The 18,692-nt window shown below is 69.3% G+C and carries 16 protein-coding genes and 1 pseudogene; 11 read left to right on the top strand and 6 right to left on the bottom strand.

Going from position 1 to position 18,692, the window contains the following annotated elements; all coding sequences use genetic code 11:
* Position 1 precedes the first annotated feature (1 nt).
* From pafA to OG735_RS08010, 11 genes and pseudogenes are all read left to right on the top strand, one after another.
* Positions 2 to 1,363 carry a Pup--protein ligase gene (pafA, locus tag OG735_RS08060; protein ID WP_327322432.1) on the top strand — a complete coding sequence of 454 codons (1,362 nt, stop codon included), beginning with the start codon at positions 2 to 4 and terminating at the stop codon, positions 1,361 to 1,363.
* Between the two features lie 108 nt (positions 1,364 to 1,471).
* Positions 1,472 to 2,416 carry an FKBP-type peptidyl-prolyl cis-trans isomerase gene (locus OG735_RS08055; protein ID WP_327322431.1) on the top strand — a complete coding sequence of 315 codons (945 nt, stop codon included), beginning with the start codon at positions 1,472 to 1,474 and terminating at the stop codon, positions 2,414 to 2,416.
* A gap of 43 nt (positions 2,417 to 2,459) precedes the next feature.
* Positions 2,460 to 2,834, top strand: coding sequence for an FKBP-type peptidyl-prolyl cis-trans isomerase (locus tag OG735_RS08050; RefSeq protein WP_327322430.1), 375 nt, complete (start codon positions 2,460 to 2,462; stop codon positions 2,832 to 2,834).
* A gap of 128 nt (positions 2,835 to 2,962) precedes the next feature.
* A complete protein-coding gene (locus OG735_RS08045; RefSeq protein WP_327322429.1) occupies positions 2,963 to 3,919 on the top strand; it encodes a helix-turn-helix transcriptional regulator in 957 nt (318 codons plus the stop codon).
* Positions 3,920 to 3,936: 17 nt separating this feature from the next.
* Positions 3,937 to 4,905: a helix-turn-helix transcriptional regulator gene (locus tag OG735_RS08040; protein ID WP_327322428.1), complete on the top strand. Its 969-nt coding sequence runs from the start codon at positions 3,937 to 3,939 to the stop codon at positions 4,903 to 4,905.
* Positions 4,906 to 4,947: 42 nt separating this feature from the next.
* On the top strand, positions 4,948 to 5,202 hold the full coding sequence (locus tag OG735_RS08035; RefSeq protein ID WP_327322427.1) for a hypothetical protein: 255 nt from the start codon (positions 4,948 to 4,950) through the stop codon (positions 5,200 to 5,202).
* 19 nt (positions 5,203 to 5,221) lie between these two features.
* A complete protein-coding gene (locus OG735_RS08030; protein ID WP_327322426.1) occupies positions 5,222 to 5,419 on the top strand; it encodes a hypothetical protein in 198 nt (65 codons plus the stop codon).
* Between the two features lie 214 nt (positions 5,420 to 5,633).
* Positions 5,634 to 5,921: a Sec-independent protein translocase subunit TatA gene (gene tatA / locus OG735_RS08025; protein WP_327322425.1), complete on the top strand. Its 288-nt coding sequence runs from the start codon at positions 5,634 to 5,636 to the stop codon at positions 5,919 to 5,921.
* A gap of 108 nt (positions 5,922 to 6,029) precedes the next feature.
* Entirely contained in the window at positions 6,030 to 6,932 is a 903-nt protein-coding gene (gene tatC / locus OG735_RS08020; protein WP_442812588.1) for a twin-arginine translocase subunit TatC, read from the top strand.
* Positions 6,933 to 6,950: 18 nt separating this feature from the next.
* A pseudogene (locus tag OG735_RS08015) lies at positions 6,951 to 7,040 on the top strand (sphingosine kinase); the annotation flags it as partial.
* Between the two features lie 89 nt (positions 7,041 to 7,129).
* On the top strand, positions 7,130 to 9,958 hold the full coding sequence (locus OG735_RS08010) for a DEAD/DEAH box helicase (protein ID WP_327328243.1): 2,829 nt from the start codon (positions 7,130 to 7,132) through the stop codon (positions 9,956 to 9,958).
* A gap of 65 nt (positions 9,959 to 10,023) precedes the next feature.
* Here OG735_RS08010 and OG735_RS08005 read toward each other — a convergent pair whose 3' ends face one another.
* From OG735_RS08005 to OG735_RS07980, 6 genes are all read right to left on the bottom strand, one after another.
* Positions 10,024 to 10,419 carry a nuclear transport factor 2 family protein gene (locus tag OG735_RS08005; RefSeq protein WP_327322423.1) on the bottom strand — a complete coding sequence of 132 codons (396 nt, stop codon included), beginning with the start codon at positions 10,417 to 10,419 and terminating at the stop codon, positions 10,024 to 10,026.
* Positions 10,420 to 10,514: 95 nt separating this feature from the next.
* A complete protein-coding gene (locus OG735_RS08000) occupies positions 10,515 to 11,624 on the bottom strand; it encodes an LLM class flavin-dependent oxidoreductase (RefSeq protein WP_327322422.1) in 1,110 nt (369 codons plus the stop codon).
* 173 nt (positions 11,625 to 11,797) lie between these two features.
* Positions 11,798 to 13,432, bottom strand: a complete 1,635-nt coding sequence (gene atzF, locus OG735_RS07995) for an allophanate hydrolase (protein WP_327322421.1) — start codon at positions 13,430 to 13,432, stop codon at positions 11,798 to 11,800.
* A gap of 202 nt (positions 13,433 to 13,634) precedes the next feature.
* Positions 13,635 to 17,141: a 5-oxoprolinase/urea amidolyase family protein gene (locus OG735_RS07990; RefSeq protein WP_327322420.1), complete on the bottom strand. Its 3,507-nt coding sequence runs from the start codon at positions 17,139 to 17,141 to the stop codon at positions 13,635 to 13,637.
* Complete coding sequence (locus OG735_RS07985) at positions 17,138 to 17,743, bottom strand: urea amidolyase associated protein UAAP2 (RefSeq protein ID WP_327322419.1); 606 nt, start codon at positions 17,741 to 17,743, stop codon at positions 17,138 to 17,140. The genes OG735_RS07990 and OG735_RS07985 overlap by 4 nt, the downstream gene beginning before the upstream one ends.
* Positions 17,740 to 18,564 carry an urea amidolyase associated protein UAAP1 gene (locus OG735_RS07980; protein ID WP_327322418.1) on the bottom strand — a complete coding sequence of 275 codons (825 nt, stop codon included), beginning with the start codon at positions 18,562 to 18,564 and terminating at the stop codon, positions 17,740 to 17,742. Before OG735_RS07980 ends, OG735_RS07985 begins: the two co-directional genes overlap by 4 nt.
* Positions 18,565 to 18,692: the final 128 nt, after the last annotated feature.

Below are 18,692 nucleotides of genomic sequence, written 5' to 3'. Positions count from 1 at the left end.
CATGGACCGCCGCATTTTCGGGCTGGAGAACGAGTACGGCGTCACGTGCACGTTCAGGGGACAGCGCCGACTGTCACCTGACGAAGTGGCGCGCTACCTCTTCCGCCGTGTTGTCTCATGGGGCCGCAGCAGCAATGTCTTCCTGCGGAACGGCGCCCGCCTCTACCTCGACGTGGGTTCGCATCCGGAATACGCAACTCCCGAATGCGACAACGTGACCGAACTGGTCACGCACGACAAGGCGGGCGAGCGCATTCTCGAAGGCCTGCTCGTCGACGCCGAACGCCGCCTGCACGAGGAGGGAATCGCGGGCGACGTCTATCTCTTCAAGAACAACACCGACTCGGCGGGAAACTCCTACGGCTGCCACGAGAACTATCTCGTCGCCCGCCACGGAGAGTTCTCCCGGCTCGCGGACATCCTCATTCCGTTCCTGGTCACCCGTCAGCTGCTGTGCGGCGCGGGCAAGGTACTGCAGACCCCGCGTGGCGCGGTCTACTGCGTCAGCCAGCGCGCCGAGCACATCTGGGAGGGCGTCAGCTCCGCCACCACCCGCTCGCGCCCGATCATCAACACCCGCGACGAACCGCACGCCGACGCGGAGCGCTACCGCCGTCTGCATGTCATCGTCGGCGACTCGAACATGTCCGAGACGACCATGCTGCTCAAGGTCGGCGCGACCGACCTCGTACTGCGCATGATCGAGGCGGGCACGGTCATGCGCGATCTGACCCTGGAGAACCCGATCAGGGCGATCCGCGAGGTCAGCCATGACATCACCGGACAGCGCAAGGTACGCCTGGCCAGCGGCCGCGAGGCCTCGGCCCTCGAAGTGCAGCGCGAGTACTACGAGAAGGCCGTGGACTTCGTCGAGCGGCGCGGGATCCGCACCGGCACCGTCGAGCAGGTCCTGGAACTCTGGGGCCGCACGCTGGACGCGATCGATTCGGAGGACCTCGACCGGATCGGCACCGAGATCGACTGGGTGATGAAGTACAAGCTCATCGAGCGGTACCGGGCCAAGCACAATATGACCATGTCGCATCCGCGAGTCGCCCAGATAGACCTCGCGTACCACGACATCCACCGCCGCCGGGGGCTGTACTACCTCCTCGAGCGGAAGGGTCAGGCCGCCCGGATCTGCAACGACCTGAAGATCTTCGAGGGCAAGTCGGTGCCCCCGCAGACCACCAGGGCGCGGCTGCGCGGCGACTTCATCCGCCGGGCTCAGGAGCAGCGGCGGGACTTCACCGTCGACTGGGTGCACCTCAAGCTCAACGACCAGGCTCAGCGCACCGTGTTGTGCAAGGACCCGTTCCGGTCGGTCGATGACCGGGTGGAGAAGCTCATCGCCGGTATGTAGCCGCCACCCGGTGGAACGCGACTCGGGCCCCGTACGTCCTCGTACGGGGCCCTTGGCACGCCCTAGAGTGTCGGGCAACTACTGTGCCGTCTGAGATCTGAGGAACACGTGCGCCGACTTGCCGGCCTTCTCGTCGTCCCCTTGCTGCTGTTGTCGACAGTGGCGTGCGGCAGTGACGACAAGGGCTCCGACTCCACCTCGTCCAAAAACGGACTGCCTGCGATCACCGCCGGCGCCAAGTTCGGTCAGAAGCCGACCCTGGCGAAGGGCGAAGGTGATCCGCCCAAGGAGCTGAAGGTCGAGGTCATCAGCAAGGGTAACGGCGCGACGACCAAGAAGGGCGATGCCCTTCAGGTCAATTACCTCGGGCAGACCTGGGTTTCTGACAAGCCGTTCGACAACAGCTTCGACCGCAAGGAACCGCTCGACCTCACGCTCGGTGCCGGCGATGTCATCCCCGGCTGGGAGAAGGGCCTCGAGGGCCAGAAGGTCGGCAGCCGTGTCGAGATGTCGATCCCGCCGGCGCTCGGTTACGGGGATCAGGCCAAGGGCGACCAGATCCCGGCCAACTCCACTCTGGTCTTCGTCGTCGATATTCTGAAGGCGACCACCATTCCGGTGTCCGCCAAGGGCACCGAGGTCGCACAGGACAACATCGACCTGCCGAAGGTGGGCATCAACACCGACGGCAAGGCCCCTTCGGTCACCTTCCCCAAGGAGTCCGGCCCGCCGAAGAAGCTCGTCTCCAACTACGTGCTCGAGGGCACGGGCCCGGTGGTCACGGCGAAGGACACCGTCATCGTGAACTACGAGGCCTATCTCTGGAACGGCGCCAAGAAGTTCGACAGCACGTACCAGCGGGGCAAGCCCCAGACCTTCCCGCTGGCGCAGGTGACGCTCAAGGGCCTCAAGGACGGTCTCGTCGGCAAGAAGGTCGGCAGCCGCCTGCTGCTGGTCATCCCGCCGGACCAGGCATTCGGGGCCGAGGAGAAGCAGGGCGTCCCGAAGAACTCGACGCTCGTCTTCGCCGTGGACCTTCTGACAAAGGTGTAAGACTGTCCAGGTTGCCCCGTTCATCATTTAGAGGAGCAGTTCAGTGAGCATCGAGAAGCCCGAGATCGATTTCCCGGGTGGCGAGCCGCCGGCCGACCTGGAGATCAAGGACATCTGGGAGGGTGACGGACCGGTGGCCAAGGCCGGCGACACCGTCTCCGTCCACTACGTGGGCGTGGCCTTCTCCACCGGCGAGGAGTTCGACGCGTCCTGGAACCGCGGCACCCCGCTGCAGTTCCAGCTCGGTGTCGGCCAGGTCATCTCCGGCTGGGACCAGGGCGTGCAGGGTATGAAGGTCGGCGGCCGTCGCCAGCTGATCATCCCCGCGCACCTTGCCTACGGCGAGCGCGGCGCCGGTGGCGGCGCTATCGCTCCCGGCGAGACGCTGATCTTCGTCTGCGATCTGGTTGCTGTCTGAGTCCGATCGCTTCGTAGCGTAACGAGGGCCCATGCCGTCTGGCATGGGCCCTCGGCTTTTGCCCCGACAGCCCGGAGCGGTACGGTCAACGCTCAGAAGTGCTACGTAGATGGGGGCGAAGGGCGTCGATGGCCATTGCCAAGGCCGAGCGGCTGATGAATCTGGCGCTGTGCCTGCTGGGGACCCGGCGTCCGCTCAGCAAGCGCGAGCTGCGCGGGTCCATCGAGGCCTATCTGGAGGCCGGCTCCGACGACTCCTTCAACCGGATGTTCGAGCGCGACAAGGACGATCTGCGCGAACTCGGCCTGGTCATCGAGACGGTGGAGAACCTCGACGGCGACACCGGCTATCTCGCCCGCCGCGACTCCAACCGGCTGCCCGCCATCACACTGGACGCCGAGGAGGCCGCTGCCCTCGGCCTCGCGGCCAAGGTCTGGCAGCAGGCGCGGCTGGCCGGAGCCGCCAGCGGCGCCCTGCAGAAGCTGCGCGCGGCCGGTATGCCCGAGGCCGGGGATTCGTACGAGGCCCATCACAGCGCGCTCGAGCCCCGCATCCCGGTCCATGAGGCCGCCTTCGAACCGCTGATGCTCGCCTGCCGCGACCGCCGGCCCGTCGTCTTCGACTACCGCAAGGCCAATGCCGCCCGCCCCGAGCAGCGCCAGGTCGAACCATGGACGCTCGAGTTCTGGCGCGGTCACTGGTACCTCGCCGGCTGGGACCGGGACCGGGGCGCCGAGCGGGTCTTCCGGCTCTCCCGTATCACCGGCCGGGTCCGCTCCCGCGTCGGCTCGTTCACCGCGCCCGTGCCCGACGTCGTGACCGTCCGTGAGACCGTCGAGAGCTGGGCGGGTGAGACCGCGACCCGCTCCGCGGTGATCCGGCTGCGCGCCGGCTGCGGCTATCCGCTGCGCTCAAGAGCACAGTCCATCCGGGAACTGGGCGAGGGCTGGGACGAGTTGGAGATTCCGTACGGGCACGGGCTCGATGCCTGGCTCGTGGAATTCGGCCCGGACGTCGTCGTACTGGAGCCCGCGGATCTGCGGGCCGATGTGGTCGACCGGCTCCGTGCCGTGGCCAAGGGCTGAGGGGGACTCGTACAACCATGGCCGCCAACGCCATTGACCAGACCCGGCGAATGCTCTCGCTGGTGACCTATCTGCGCGAGCGCCCCGGCGCGCGCGTGGGGGACGTCGCCCGCGCCTTCGGGATCACCGAGGACGAGCTGATCTCCGACCTCGACGTACTGCCGATGTGCGGGACCAGCTTCCGCGGCGGCGATCTGCTCGACATCGACACTGACGGTGACCGCATCTGGTGGCGCAATCCGGATGCGTCCGGCACGAGTACAGCTGAGCCGCTGCGGCTCGCTGCCGACGAGGCGACCGCCCTGCTGGTGGCCGCGCGCGCCGTCGCCACCCTGCCCGGGCTGCGCGAGGGCGACCGCGAGGCGCTGCTGCGGGCCACCGCCAAACTGGAGACCGCGGCGGGCGAGGCGGCCGGCGCGAGCTCCCGGCTCTCCGTCACCTTCCAGTCCGAGGGTGGTGTCTTCGCCGATGTGGACCGGGCGATCTCGGAGCGGCGGCGGCTGTGGCTGAAGTACTACTCGCCCGCGCGCGACGAGCTCACCGAGCGCGAGGTGGACCCGATCCGGCTCTTCGCGGTGGGTCATACGTATATGGAGGCATGGTGCCGTCTCTCCGAGGCGCGCAGGACCTTCCGTCTCGACCGGGTGGCCGAGATCAAGCTGCTCGACGCCCCGGCCGCACCGCCCGAGATCGAGCTGCGGGATCTGTCCGAAGGGCTGGTGCAGCCGTCCGCGGACGATCCGGAGGTCGTGGTCGAGGTCGGCCCCGGCGGTCGCTGGGTCGCCGAGTACTACCCGCACGACAGCGCGGAGGAGCTGCCGGAGGGTGGTCTGCGCATCACTTTGCGTACGCCTGCTCCCGCTTCGCTGCGGCGGCTGGCGCTGCGGCTGGGGCGGGACGGGCGGATCGTCTCGCCGCAGGACCTGACGGACAGTGCCCGGCTGGCGGCGCGTGAGGCGCTCGCTGCCTATGACGCCCAGGAATAACTCGCTGCCCATGACGCTCAGAAATAAGGGGATTCGCGCGGTATGTCTGTGATGTCTGGAATTCCGGCGACGGTGGGGCCGGTCCTCTACAAGGCCGCGTGCCCCGAGTGCCGCGCTCGTTTCGAGCTCTCCGCAGGGGCGCTGCGGCTCGCCATCGGAGCCAGCCGCCGCACCACCTTCTACTCCTTCACCTGCCCCGAGTGCGACATGGCCGTCCGCAAGCCGGCCGGGGAGCGCATCGTCGAGCTCCTCACCGGCGGCGGCGTACGGACTCTGCGCCTCTACTCCACCGTCTAGAATGGTCTAGGTTCTGCCCATGCTCCGGCCCATGCTCGCCATCGCCCTTGGCTTCCTCGGGATCGCTGTACTCGGCATTCTCGGTATCCGCGTCTTTCTCGAGGCCCAGCGGCTGGGTATCGAAGTGGCCCGCACCACGGAGCGGATCAACCGTGCCGCGGAGGATCTGGAGAACGCGGCGACCGGTCTGGCCCGCACCGGTGACGCCTTGCGATAGCCCGGGTGCACTCTGCTGCGCCGGAACCGCGAGCGGTACGCTGCTGGTGGCGGCCCGGACAGTGGGGGCACGGGTTGCAAATCGTGCGTATGCGCAGGCATTGCCATTTGTTTACTTCTGCGGGTTACGATCGCTGGCAGCGCGGTGGCCAGACATTTGTCCGGCAGTCGGGCAATCAGACTCCCTGTCGCCTCGGTGAAGAAGGTAAACAGCTATGGGTAGGCTCGGCCCCACCGAGATTATTCTCATCCTCGTCGTCATCGTCCTGCTGTTCGGCGCCAAGAAGCTTCCGGACATGGCCCGTTCGCTGGGCAAGTCGGCCCGAATCCTCAAGAGTGAGGCCAAGGCCATGAAGTCGGACGACACGCAGAGCGCCCCGGCCGACCCGCCGCAGCCAGGCGCCGCCCAGGACCAGCCCCCGTCGCGCACCATCCAGGCCGCGCCCGGTGATGTGACCAGCTCACGGCCCGTGACCGAGCCGACCGACACCACCAAGCGCTGACCCTGGGCCGCCGCACGCACCGAAACAACGGTGATGGCCTGCCGCACGAGATGAGGACGTGGGTTGCTCAAGTCTGCCCGCAAGCAGGAGAAGGACCCCGAGGGGCGGATGCCTCTCGTGGAGCACCTGCGAGAGCTTCGCAACCGGCTCGCGAAGGGAATGCTCGCCATCATGGCGGTCACGATTGTGGCCCTGATGTACAGCGAGCAGCTCATGCAGTTCCTGACGAAGTCGGTGCCCAAATGTCCGCCGGGCGTGACGAGTAACGGCGGAAACTGCGCGATCGTCTCCTTCAACACGTTGATTGCGCCTTTCAGCACGACGATCCAGCTGAGCTTGACCACCGGCCTTGTTGTCGCGAGCCCGGTCTGGCTCTACCAGCTCTGGACTTTCGTGGCACCTGGACTGCACAAGAGCGAGAAGAGGTACACGTACGCCTTCGTCGGCGCGGCGGTACCGCTGTTCGCCGCCGGTGCCTACCTCGCGTACCTCATCCTCCCCGTCAGCGTGAAGGTCCTGATCAGCCTTACGCCGGACGGCTCGGCGAACATCCTGTCGCTGGGCGACGTCCTCGATTTCACGCTGCGGATGGTGCTCGTCTTCGGGCTCGCCTTCGAGCTGCCGCTCGTGCTGGTGATGCTCAACCTCACGGGCATCCTCAGCGGTCGGCGCATGGCCCGGTGGTGGCGCGGCGTCATCATGGGTGTCTTCGTCTTCGGTGCCGTGATCACCCCGACGACGGACCCGATCGGCATGATCGCGCTGGCCGGCCCGATCAGCATCCTCTACTTCATGGCCGTCGGCTTCTCGCTGCTGAACGACAAGCGGCGACGCCGCCACGACCCGGACGCCGAGCTGGACGACGATGAGGCCTCCGACCTCGATCTGACCCCCGAGGCCGTCAGTGACGTCGAGCCCGTCCTGGCCGCGCGCTCCGTACCGGAACAGACCGGCGGCGAAGCGGACGGTGGGCGTTCGAACCGGATCAACGGTTACGACGACATCACCTGACCTTGCCGGGTCCGCCGGATGACCGGCGGGATCACCTTTTTCGCCAGTACCACCGCGGGACGCGGCCGGGGCGCGCACGCCGCGCAACCGGCCGCTTGTGCGTTCCGGGCGCCGTGCGGGTGCCCGTACCGGTACTTGCCCCGGTCAATTAAAGATCGCGCTCACTGTCAGAGGTGACGGGTAGGCTCGTGAGCAAGATGACCGAGGACCTCTCTCCCGCTGAGCGCTACGCCGCTGCCCGTATCCGCGCCGCTGAGGAGGCCACTGCGCTGGCCCCCTTCCGAGCGCTGTACGAATTCGACCTGGACCCCTTCCAGATCGAAGCCTGTCAGGCCCTGGAAGCGGGCAAGGGCGTGCTCGTCGCGGCGCCCACCGGCTCCGGCAAGACCATCGTCGGCGAGTTCGCCGTCCACCTGGCTCTTCAGCAGGGCCGCAAATGCTTCTACACCACACCCATCAAGGCACTGTCCAACCAGAAGTACACCGACCTCGCCAGGCGCTATGGCGCGGACAAGGTCGGCCTGCTCACCGGCGACAACAGCGTCAACTCCGAGGCACCGGTGGTCGTGATGACCACCGAGGTACTGCGCAACATGCTGTACGCGGGCTCGCAGTCCCTGTTCGGGCTCGGCCATGTGGTCATGGACGAGGTCCACTACCTCTCCGACCGCTTCCGCGGTGCCGTCTGGGAGGAAGTGATCATTCACCTCCCTGAGTCGGTGACCCTGGTGTCCCTGTCGGCCACCGTTTCGAACGCCGAGGAGTTCGGCGACTGGCTGGACACCGTCCGTGGCGACACCGAGGTGATCGTCTCCGAGCACCGGCCCGTGCCGCTGTGGCAGCACGTCATGGCCGGCCGCCGGATGTACGACCTCTTCGAGGAGGAGACCGACCACGGCGGCCGCGGTGTGACCCGGCGCGAGGTCAACCCCGATCTCGTACGCATGGCACGGATGGAGAACCAGCGCACGTACAACCCTCGCGACCGCCGCCGCGGCAAGATGGTCCGTGAGGCGGACCGTGAGCGTGAGCGGCGCCAGCGCACCCGGATCTGGACACCGGGACGGCCCGAGGTCATCGAGCGGCTCGACGCGGAAGGGCTGCTGCCCGCGATCACCTTCATCTTCAGCCGGGCGGGCTGCGAAGCTGCCGTACAGCAGTGCATGTACGCGGGGCTGCGGCTCAACGACGAGGAAGCGCGGCTCAAGGTGCGCGAGATCGTCGAGGAGCGGACCGCCGCCATCCCCGGCGAGGATCTGCATGTCCTGGGTTACTACGAGTGGTTGGAAGGTCTGGAGCGGGGCATCGCCGCGCACCACGCCGGCATGCTGCCGACCTTCAAGGAGGTCGTCGAAGAGCTCTTCGTACGCGGTCTGGTCAAGGCCGTCTTCGCCACCGAGACACTGGCGCTCGGCATCAACATGCCTGCCCGGTCAGTGGTGTTGGAGAAGCTCGTCAAGTGGAACGGCGAGCAGCACGCCGACATCACCCCTGGTGAGTACACCCAGCTCACCGGCCGGGCCGGACGGCGCGGCATCGATGTCGAGGGCCATGCGGTGGTGCTGTGGCAGCGGGGCATGGACCCGGCCGCACTCGCCGGTCTCGCGGGCACCCGCACATATCCCCTGCGCTCCAGCTTCAGGCCCTCGTACAACATGGCCGTCAATCTGGTGCAGCAGTTCGGGCGCCACCGCTCGCGCGAGCTGCTCGAGACGTCGTTCGCGCAGTTCCAGGCGGACAAGTCGGTCGTCGGCATAAGTCGCCAGGTGCAGAAGAACGAAGAGGGGCTCGAGGGTTACCGCGAGGGCATGACCTGCCACTTGGGGGACTTCGAGGAGTACGCACGGCTGCGCCGTGAGCTCAAGGACCGCGAGACGGAGCTGGCCAAGCAGGGCGTCGCACAGCGGCGGGCCGCCGCGGCCTCCTCGCTGGAGAAGCTGAAGCCCGGTGATGTCATCCATGTCCCGACGGGCAAGTTCGCGGGCCTCGCGCTGGTGCTCGACCCGGGCTTCCCGGCCGGACGTAGTAACGGCCACCGCGGCTTCGAGCAGCACGACGGCCCGCGGCCGCTGGTCCTGACCGCCGAGCGGCAGGTCAAGCGGCTGGCGTCGATGGACTTCCCGGTGCCGGTCGAGGCGCTGGAGCGGATGCGGATCCCGAAGTCCTTCAATCCACGCTCGCCCCAGTCGCGGCGCGATCTGGCGTCCGCGCTGCGGACGAAGGCCGGCCACATCGTTCCCGAGCGGCACCGCAAGCAGCGGGCCGCGGCCGCCGACGACCGTGAGATCAGCCGGCTCCGTGCGGAGCTGCGCGCGCACCCCTGCCACGGTTGCGACGAGCGCGAGGATCATGCGCGGTGGGCGGAGCGGTACCACCGGCTGCAGCGCGACACCCAGCAGCTGGAGCGGCGCATCGAGGGGCGTACGAACACCATCGCCCGTACCTTCGACCGGATCGTGGCGCTGCTGACCGAGCTGGACTATCTGCGCGCGGACGAGGTCACCGAGCACGGCAGGCGGCTCGCCCGGCTGTACGGCGAGCTGGATCTGCTGGCGAGCGAATGCCTGCGTGACGGTGTGTGGGAGGGACTCAGTCCGGCCGAACTGGCCGCCTGCGCCTCGGCGTTGGTGTACGAGGCGCGGCAGTCGGACGACGCGGTGGCGCCCAAGGTCCCGGCGGGCAAGGCGAAGGTCGCACTCGGCGAGATGGTGCACATCTGGGGCCGGCTCGACGCCCTGGAGGAAGAGTTCAAGATCAACCAGGCGGAGGGTGTCGGACAGCGCGAACCCGATCTCGGCTTCGCCTGGGCCGCGTACCAGTGGGCCTCCGACCGGAGCCTGGACGAGGTGCTGCGCGAGGCGGAGATGCCTGCCGGCGACTTCGTCCGCTGGAGCAAGCAGGTCATCGACGTCCTCGGCCAGATCGCGGCAGCCGCGCCGCGCGAGGGCAGCACGGTCGCCAAGAACGCGCGCAGGGCGGTCGACGCGCTGCTGCGGGGTGTGGTGGCGTACAGCTCGGTGGGCTGAGCGAGCGACGCATAACGGCCCCGTTCACCACCGGCCGCTGGTGAACGGGGCCACAGCGTTTCCGGTCAGTTCCAGAACCTGTCGGACTCGTCGATGTCTTCGAGGCACTCGTCGATGTCGGAGATCTTTCCGCCGACGATCGTGAAGAACAGTCCTTCGCGCATTTCGAGGCCGTGGTCACCCCGGTCGGCCCGGGATGTGTGGAAGGACATCACATGGCCGCGCCCGTCGGCGAGCACGGCTTCGAGCTCGATCAGCATGGTGCCGTTGGTCTCCTCGCCGAACCTGCGGTAGAGCTGGAGAACGGCGTCCCGGCCCTTGTGGTGCCCGGATATCGGGCTGCTTCCGGGTACGTGGTGGACGACATCCGCCGTCATCAAGGAGCCCAGCGTCTCCATGTCACCTGATCCGAACGCTGCGTAACCCCGGCGTATCAGGGCACAGTCCGGGTGTTCAGCCATAGCGATTCCCACCTTCCGTCCCTATGGATCCCTCTTTTCCCATCATCCGCCGGGTCCACAGGGCTGTCCACGCAAGGTGCCGGGGCCGGCCGTCGTCACGCGGCGGCGTCAATCGCCTTCGCGGCGTCGCGCTTGGCGACTTCCTCACGCACGATCGGGATCACCTGGCGGCCGAAGTCGATCGCGTCGTCCAGCAGGTCGTAGCCACGGGCGGAGAGAATCTCCACGCCGAGGTCGTAGTAGTCGAGCAGTGCCCGGGCGACGGTCTCGGGCGTGCCGACGAGCGCGGTGGAGTTGCCCGCGCCGCCCGTTTCGGCCGCGGTCGGCGTCCACAGCGCGCGGTCGTGCCGCTCGCTCCGCGCGGCGACGGTCAGAAGGCGCTGTGAGCCCGTGTTCTCCGGGTCCTTGAGCGGGTGGCGGCGGCTGGGCGGCGCGCCCGCCTTGCGTGCCTTGATCCGGTCGAGGGTCCGGTACGCCTTCTCCCAGGCGAGTTCCTCGGTGGGCGCGATGATCGGCCGGAACGCCACCTGGATCTTGGGGACATCGGTGCGGCTCGCCGCCTTCGCGGCCGCCTTCACCGACTCGATCTGCTGAGCGGTCTCGGCGAGGGGCTCGCCCCAGAGGCAGTAGATATCGGCCTCGGCACCACCGGCCTCGTAGGCCGCGGGCGAGGAACCGCCGAACGAGACGCGCGGATGCGGCTGTTGTACGGGGAAGGTGTCGCTCACGAAGTCGCTGAAGCGGTAGTGCGTGCCCTCGTGGTCGAAGGGCTCATGGCTCGTCCAGGCCTTCTTGATGATCTGGATGGCTTCGCGGGTACGGGCGTAGCGCTCGTCCTTGGTGAGGAAGTCGCCCTCGCGTTGCTGCTCGTGGTCGTTGCCGCCGGTGATGAAGTGGACGGCGAGCCGGCCGTCGCTGATCCGGTCCAGCGTGGCGAAGGTCTTCGCGGCGAAGGTCGGGTACGCGACGTTGGGGCGGTGCGCGACGAGGATCTGGAGCTTCTCGGTGCGGGCCGCGATGTACGCGGCGGCCGGGGAGGGGTCGGGCGAGCCGGAGCCGTACGCGAACAGGACGCGGTCCCAGCCGTGGTCCTCGTGGGCGCGGGCGAGCTTGAGCGTGTACTCCTTGTCGAAGGACGGCCCGGAACGGGGCGTGACTTCGGAGCCTTCATTGGTTGCGGCGATGCCGAGAAACTCGACGGGCATGGTGCGGCCTCATGTCTCGTGATGCGGTGACGTGGTCAGTGGCGTGGAGCCGGTGTGGAACCGTCAGAGGCAACACGAGGCGGACCACACACGACCGAAGTCGATGTGGTCGCGGGTGACCAACCGCAGCCGAGGGCGCATCTGCCCAGTGGAACAGGCGTGTTGGGGCCGAGTCAACTGTTTCTGTACGCTCGCCAGCCGCCGTACGCCGTGATGTCGACGGCGCCGTCGAGGGCGGCGGGTTCGCAGAGGAAACCGGGGGCGGTGGTGCCGTCGGCCAGTTCCAGGCGGCCGATCGCCATGGGGCGGGGGAGGGTGGCGGTGAGCGTGCCGAGGCCCTCCGGAGGCAGCTCCCAGATCTCGGCCTCGATATGCCGACCGTCGCTGTCCACATGGACAAGGCCCGGCTTGGGCGGGTCGGTACGCAGGGCGAAGAGCCGGTAGGCGGGGGCTGTGGTGGTGGTACGGATCAACCGGGCGCCGAGGGCGAGGAGTTGGGGGTTGAGGGGCTGGCCGGTGAGGTGGGCTCCGACGACGGCGAGGCGAACGGGCGGAGTGAGCAGTGCGGCGATCCGGGCGAGTCGGTCGTCCGTGCCGGCCGGGCCGATCAGCATGACGCCGAAGGGGCGGGCGTCCACTTCACCTGCGGGGACGGCGACCGCGGCGAGGTCGAAGAGATTGGTGGAGTTGGTGAACCGGCCGAGCCGGGCATTGGCGCCGAACGGGTCGGCGGCGACGTCGTCGAGGGTGGGGTGGCCTGGAGTGGTGGGCAGGAGGAGCGCGTCCGCTTCCGCGAGGGCGGTCATGGCGCGGGCGCGGAGGGCGCTGAGCCGGGCCTGGTCGGCGAAGAGCCGATGGGCGGGGATGTCGCGGGCGCGGCGGATGATGGCGGCGACGGTGGGATCGAGGTCGTTCGTTTCCTTGTCGACAAAGGCGCCTGTGGCGGTGTAGCGCTCGGCGACGAATGCGCCGTCGTAGAGGAGCGCGGCCGCCTCGGTGAAGGGGGTGAGGTCGATGGGGCTGAGGAGGGCGCCGGCGTGCGCGAGACGGCCTGCTGCCGCTTCGTATGCCTCGACCCAGCCCTCGTCCATGGCCCCGAGCTGCTCCGTCGGCGGCACAGCGACCCGCCAGGGGCCGGGGGTGCGGTGCGGGGCCGCGCGGCCGGGTGGCGTGGCGATGAGGGCGAGGGCGAGTTCGGCCTCGGGGAGTGTGCGGGCGAAGACGCTGACGCAGTCGAGGCTCGCGCAGGCGGGGACGACGCCGTCGGTGGGGACGATGCCTCGGGTGGGCTTGATGCCGACGATGCCGTTGAAGGCGGCGGGGACACGGCCGGAGCCGGCGGTGTCCGTGCCGAGCGCGAGGTCCGCGATGCCGAGGGCGACGGCGACGGCGGATCCGGAGCTGGATCCTCCGGCGATCCTTGCCGGGTCGTGGGCGCTGCGTACCGCGCCGTACGGCGAGCGGGTGCCGACGAGGCCGGTGGCGAACTGATCCATGTTGGTACTGCCGAGCACGATGGCACCGGCGGCTCTGAGCCTGGCGACGGAGGGGGCGTCGGCGGACGGGGTATAGGCGTAGGAGGGGCAGCCGGCGGTAGTGGGGAGGCCGCCGATGTCGATGTTGCCCTTGACGGCGACGGCGCGGCCGGCGAGGGGGAGTTGCTCACCGGCGGCGACGCGCGCGTCGACGGCGCGGGCGTCCGATTCGGCGTCGGCGCGGGGGCGGAGGGTGATCCAGATGTCGGGCCGACGGGCGCGGTCGATGCGGTCGTATGCGTCCCGGACGCGGGCGAGGGCGGTGGTGGGCATGGGGGCGGCTCCTTGGGGTGGGGGGTGGTCGAGGTACGGGCTGGGGATCTTGTCCCCTACCCGCCCCTTCCCGTAACCGGGGCTCTCCGCCCCGGACCCCGCGCCTCAATCGCCGGCGAGGCTTGATCGTCCGGAGATTGAGGACTGGGGGTCTGGCGGCGAAGCCCGGGAAGGCGCGGGGTGGGGGAGGACTCCGCCCCGGTCAGGGGTTCGTGGGGGTCAGGATGGCCAGCGGGGTGCCCGCTTCCACCTGGGTGCCGGGCGTGACCAGGAATCGCGCGACCCGCGCCGCGTACGGCGCGTGCACGCGGGATTCCATCTTCATCGCTTCCAGCGTCAGCAGCGGCTGACCGGGCGTGACAACAGCCCCCGGCTCCACGTTCAACTGCCAGACCGAGGCGGCGAATTCGGCCTCCACGACCTGCCCGCCCGGCGGAACGTCCAGTTCGGGGACCGCGGGCGCGCCAGTCGACTCCGCGCGGGTGAACTCGCCCGCCGCCTCCCATGCGTCGCGTTCCGCCCCGAAGGCCCTCGACTGGCGGGCGCGGAAGGACGCGATCGACTCCGCGTTCTCGACGAGGAAGCGCTGGTGGTCCGCCAGCGAGAACGTTCCCTCCTCGATACGGGGCGTGAAGCGGCCCGCCGCCATGTCCGCGCGAAGTTCCAGAAGTTCGTCCGCCTCGACCGCGTACCACTTGATCCGGTCGAAGAAGCGCAGCAGCCACGGCCGTTCCTGCCAGCGTGACCACACCTGAGTCGTACGGCCCACGAACTGATAACCGCCGGGCCCTTCCATGCCGTAGACGCACAAGTACGCGCCGCCGATCCCGACCGAGTTCTCCGCCGTCCATGTCCGGGCCGGGTTGTACTTCGTCGTGACCAGCCGGTGCCGCGGGTCCAGCGGCGTGGCGACCGGTGCGCCCAAGTAGACGTCGCCCAGCCCGAGTACGAGATATTCCGCGTCGAAGACCGTGCGGTAGACGTCGTCCACCGAATCGAGGCCGTTGACGCGGCGGATGAACTCGATGTTCCACGGACACCACGGCGCGTCGTCCCGAACCCCGGCCATATAGCGGGCGATCGCCTCCCGCGTCGCCGGGTCGTCCCAGGACAGGGGGAGGTGGACCGTCCGTGACGACACCACCAGGGCGTTCGAGGGCGGGAGTTCGGACTCGAGGCGGGTCAGGACGGAGAGGAGGGCCGACTGGGAGAGGGTCTCCGGGTCGATCTGGATCTGGAGCGAGCGGATGCCCGGCGTCAGATCCACGACGCCCGGCAGTTCCTCTGCCGCCACCGCCTCGGCCAGTGCGTGCACCCGCATCCGCAGAGCGAGATCCAGCTGCATCTCCCCGTACTCGACCAGCAGATTGTCGTCCCCGCTGCGGCGGTACGTGACCGACTCGCCCCGCCCGAGGATCCCGCCGTCGACGATGATCCGGCGCTCCTCGCCCTCGACCGTCACCGGGACGAACCTGACCGTGTCCCCCGGCCGTAGCTGGCCGAGTTTCCAGCGCTCCGCCTTCAGAATCGTCGCCGGGCAGACGAAGCCGCCGAGCGACGGGCCGTCCGGGCCCAGCAGCACGGGCATGTCTCCGGTGTAGTCGACCGCGCCGACCGAGTACGGAGTGTCGTGGATGTTGGACGGGTGCAGTCCCGCCTCCCCGCCGTCCGTCCGCGCCCACCGCGGCTTCGGGCCGATCAGCCGCACGCCCGTGCGCGCGGAGTTGAAGTGGATCTTCCACTCGGCGGCATAGAAGTCGTGGATGTCCTCCTCGGTGAAGAACTCCGGTGCGGCGTGCGGGCCTTCTGTCACCGCGATGTGCCAGAAGTTCGGGAAGAGGGGGCGCTCGGCGTGCGGGACGGGCGCGCCGGCAACGCCCGGGCCGGTCACCGCCGCCGTGCCGCCGTGCAGGACATCGCCCGTACGCAGCGCCCGGCCGCCGTGGCCGCCGAACCGGCCCAGCGTGAACGTGGCCGCGCTGCCCAGGAAGTCCGGGACGTCCAGACCGCCCGCGAACAGGATGTAGGTGCGCAGGCCCTGGCCGCCGGGGGTGCCGATGGCCAGTGAGGAACCCGCGGGGACGGTGAACGGCTCCCACTGGCTGACCGGTTCACCGTCGACCGTCACCGGCGCGGGCGCGCCCGCAACGCAGACCGTCGCCGCGTGCGTGAACCGCAGCGTCGGACCCTGCAGCGTGCACTCCAGTCCTGGCGTGCCCTCGTCGTTGCCGAGCGCGCGGTTGCCGAGGCGGAACGAGCGATCGTCCATCGGCCCCGACGGCGGCACGCCGACCTGCCAGTAGCCGGTGCGGCCCGGCCAGTCCTGGACGGTGGTGAGGGTTCCCGACGCCATGACCTCGATCCGCGGCGTCGGGTCGCTGATCGTCGCCAGCGTCGCGGTGTTGTGTGCGGCGGCCCGTACGGACGCGTCGGCGAGCGCGGCCCGCACCAGGCCCAGATTCGTCTCGATGCCGTCGACGCGGGTCGCGGCCAGCGCGGAGTCCAGCCGCTCGATGGCCTCGGCACGATCGGCGCCGTACGCCACGACCTTCGCCAGCATCGGGTCGTACGCCGTCGTCACCTCTGTCCCCGTCTCGACCCAGGAGTCGACACGTACGTCGGTGGGGAAGGACACCCGGGTCAGCAGGCCGGCGCCGGGGCGGTGGTCGCGGCTCGGGTCCTCGGCGTAGACGCGGGCCTCGACGGCGTGTCCGCGCGGTGCGCCCGGCTCGCGTACGACAGCCGTCTCGCCCTGCGCGAGCCGCAGCATCCACTCGACGAGATCGACGCCATAGATCTCCTCGGTCACCGGATGCTCCACCTGGAGGCGGGTGTTGACCTCCAGGAAGTACGCCTCCTCCCGGGCCGCGTCATACACGAACTCGACCGTGCCGGCCGAGCGGTAACCGACACTGGCGCACAACTCCCGTGCGGAGGACGTCAGTTGTGTGCGTACGGAATCGGGCAGACCTGGCGCCGGGGCCTCCTCCAGCACCTTCTGGTTGCGGCGCTGGAGCGAGCAGTCGCGGTCGCCGAAGGTGACCACCCGGCCCTCGCCGTCACCGAAGATCTGCACCTCGACATGGCGGGCGCGCTCGACCAGGCGCTCCAGGAAGACGCCGGCCGAGGAGAAGGAGGCCGCGGCGACCCGGTGCACCCGCTCCCATGCGTCGGCCAGGCCCTCGGCGTCGTGCACGGCCCGCATGCCTATGCCGCCACCGCCGCCCGTCGCCTTGAGCATCACCGGGTAGCCGATGCCGTCCGCCGCCGCCAGCGCGGCGGCCAGGTCGGGCAGCAGCCCGGTGCCGGGGGCGAGCGGTACGCCCGCGGCCTCGGCGGCGGCCCGCGCGGTGTGCTTCGCGCCGAAGAGTTCCAGCTGCCCGGCGGTCGGCCCGACGAAGACGAGCCCGGCGTCCTCGCAGCGGCGCGCGAAGTCCGCGTCCTCGGAGAGGAAGCCGTAACCGGGGTGGATGGCGCCCGCGCCCGTGTCCTTCGCGGCCCTGAGTATGAGATCGGCGTCGAGATACGACTCCTTGGCGGGCGCGGGGCCGAGCCGTACCGCCTCGTCGGCGAGCCGGACATGAGGTGCGGCGCGGTCGGGGTCGGAGTAGACGGCGACCGTACGCAGCCCGAGGCGGCGGGCGGTGCGGATGATACGGACGGCGATCTCGCCCCGGTTGGCGACCAGCAGCGTGTCGAACGCGGTCATACGGCGGCCTCGCTGATCGTCATCTTGACGGCGGTCGGTTCGAATCCGTTGCACGGGTTGTTGATCTGAGGGCAGTTGGAGACGAGGACCAGGACATCGGTCTCGGCGTGCAGGGTGACGCGCAGGCCCGGCGCGGAGATGCCGTCGATGATGCCGAGCGTGCCGTCCTTCTCGACCGGGACGTTCATGTACCAGTTGATGTTGGAGACCAGATCGCGCTTGCCGAGGCCGTAACGCGCGCCCTCCGCGAGGAAGTTGTCGACGCAGGCGTGCTGCGACCAGGTGTGGTGTCCGTAGCGCAGGGTGTTGGACTCCTTGGAGCAGGCGCCGCCGACCGTGTCGTGCCGTCCGCAGGTGTCCTCGGTGACGGTCATCAGCGGGGTGTGCTCGTTCGACATCAGCACGCTCCCGGTGGTGAGGAAGATGTTCCCCTGGGCGTGGACGGTGTCGGCTGCGCTGTAGCGGACGGCGGTGTCGTGGGCGTCGTACACCAGGAAGTCCACGGCCTGATTGCCGTGCAGATCGGTGATGGTCAGCTGCTCACCGACGCGGACGACGGCGGACCAGGCGGCGCAGGCGGGTACGACGGTGGTCGCGCTCATGCGAGTCCCCTCGAGGCAAGGAAATCAATGGTGTTGGCGTAGGCGCGGCGTCCCTCGGGTGAGGCCTCCCGGAGCGGATCGCCGGGCGCGGTGGGCGCGGCGCGCCAGGCCAGCACCTCCAGCGCCGTGCTGGTGTACTCGGCGCGCGGGTCCAGAGGATGCGGGACGTTCGCGATCAGCACCGTCAGATCCTGCTCGGCGCGGAGCGTCACGGAGGCTCCGGGGCCGGCCGATCCGGTGAAGTCCAGTGCGCCGTCGTCCCGTACCTCCACGCCCTGGAAGAAGGAGAGGGAGGGCGGGAGATCGCGCGGCTCCAGTCCGTTCTTGAGCGCGGCGAGCTTGAGGAGCTCGCGGCCGGCCGGGGAGGCGGACTGGGGTGAACCGTCCCCGTACCGCTGTGTGTTGCGTACGAGCGTGGAGGTGCCGCACAGGGCGTCGTGCCGGCCTCCGGTGTCCGCGACGAGAGTGGCGAGTACGCGGCCCTGGTCGGAGAGGAGCAATTGCCCGGCGCGGAGGTAGGCGTTCCACTGGACCTTGACCGTGTCGGCGGCGTTGAGGCGTTCCCACGGTCGCCCGTCCACGTACAGCAGCACATGCGCGCAGGCGTCTCCGTGCAGGTCCGTGAGCCGCAGCTCAGTGCCGCGGGCGAGCACGCGGTGGGTGTAGTTGCCGCCCGCGACGGTCTCGGCCCACACCAGATGTCCGGCCCCGCAGGGCGGCGCGGGCCAGTCGGTCGCGGGCACGACCGGCATGGCCTCGGCGCGGGCGCCGTCCTGCGCACGGGCGTGGTCGCGGGCCCCGTATGTCGTCGCGGTCGCCATTGCGGCGTTCCTCCTCCGGCTCGGTGGTCATTTCTGTCGCGCGACAGAAATTAGGCGGAGGGGGAGTCGGGGCCGTTGCCCGTCCGTTGCCGGCCGGTTACGGAACGCTCACCGGGACCCAGGTCGAA

Source organism: Streptomyces sp. NBC_01210 (genome assembly GCF_036010325.1).
Classification (GTDB): domain Bacteria; phylum Actinomycetota; class Actinomycetes; order Streptomycetales; family Streptomycetaceae; genus Streptomyces.
Note: the sequence above shows the minus strand (reverse complement) of the source record. Positions and strands in the feature narration are given on the sequence as shown.

What these genes read in the sequence shown, in the direction of transcription:
- pafA (WP_327322432.1), top strand. Translation starts at nt 2, where the DNA reads ATGGACCGCCGCATTTTCGGGCTGGAGAACGAGTACGGCGTCACGTGC.
- OG735_RS08045 (WP_327322429.1), top strand. Translation starts at nt 2,963, where the DNA reads ATGGCCATTGCCAAGGCCGAGCGGCTGATGAATCTGGCGCTGTGCCTG.
- OG735_RS08040 (WP_327322428.1), top strand. Translation starts at nt 3,937, where the DNA reads ATGGCCGCCAACGCCATTGACCAGACCCGGCGAATGCTCTCGCTGGTG.
- OG735_RS08035 (WP_327322427.1), top strand. Translation starts at nt 4,948, where the DNA reads ATGTCTGTGATGTCTGGAATTCCGGCGACGGTGGGGCCGGTCCTCTAC.
- OG735_RS08030 (WP_327322426.1), top strand. Translation starts at nt 5,222, where the DNA reads ATGCTCCGGCCCATGCTCGCCATCGCCCTTGGCTTCCTCGGGATCGCT.
- tatA (WP_327322425.1), top strand. Translation starts at nt 5,634, where the DNA reads ATGGGTAGGCTCGGCCCCACCGAGATTATTCTCATCCTCGTCGTCATC.
- tatC (WP_442812588.1), top strand. Translation starts at nt 6,030, where the DNA reads ATGCCTCTCGTGGAGCACCTGCGAGAGCTTCGCAACCGGCTCGCGAAG.
- OG735_RS08010 (WP_327328243.1), top strand. Translation starts at nt 7,130, where the DNA reads ATGACCGAGGACCTCTCTCCCGCTGAGCGCTACGCCGCTGCCCGTATC.
- OG735_RS08005 (WP_327322423.1), bottom strand. Translation starts at nt 10,419, where the DNA reads ATGGCTGAACACCCGGACTGTGCCCTGATACGCCGGGGTTACGCAGCG.
- OG735_RS08000 (WP_327322422.1), bottom strand. Translation starts at nt 11,624, where the DNA reads ATGCCCGTCGAGTTTCTCGGCATCGCCGCAACCAATGAAGGCTCCGAA.
- atzF (WP_327322421.1), bottom strand. Translation starts at nt 13,432, where the DNA reads ATGCCCACCACCGCCCTCGCCCGCGTCCGGGACGCATACGACCGCATC.
- OG735_RS07990 (WP_327322420.1), bottom strand. Translation starts at nt 17,141, where the DNA reads ATGACCGCGTTCGACACGCTGCTGGTCGCCAACCGGGGCGAGATCGCC.
- OG735_RS07985 (WP_327322419.1), bottom strand. Translation starts at nt 17,743, where the DNA reads ATGAGCGCGACCACCGTCGTACCCGCCTGCGCCGCCTGGTCCGCCGTC.
- OG735_RS07980 (WP_327322418.1), bottom strand. Translation starts at nt 18,564, where the DNA reads ATGGCGACCGCGACGACATACGGGGCCCGCGACCACGCCCGTGCGCAG.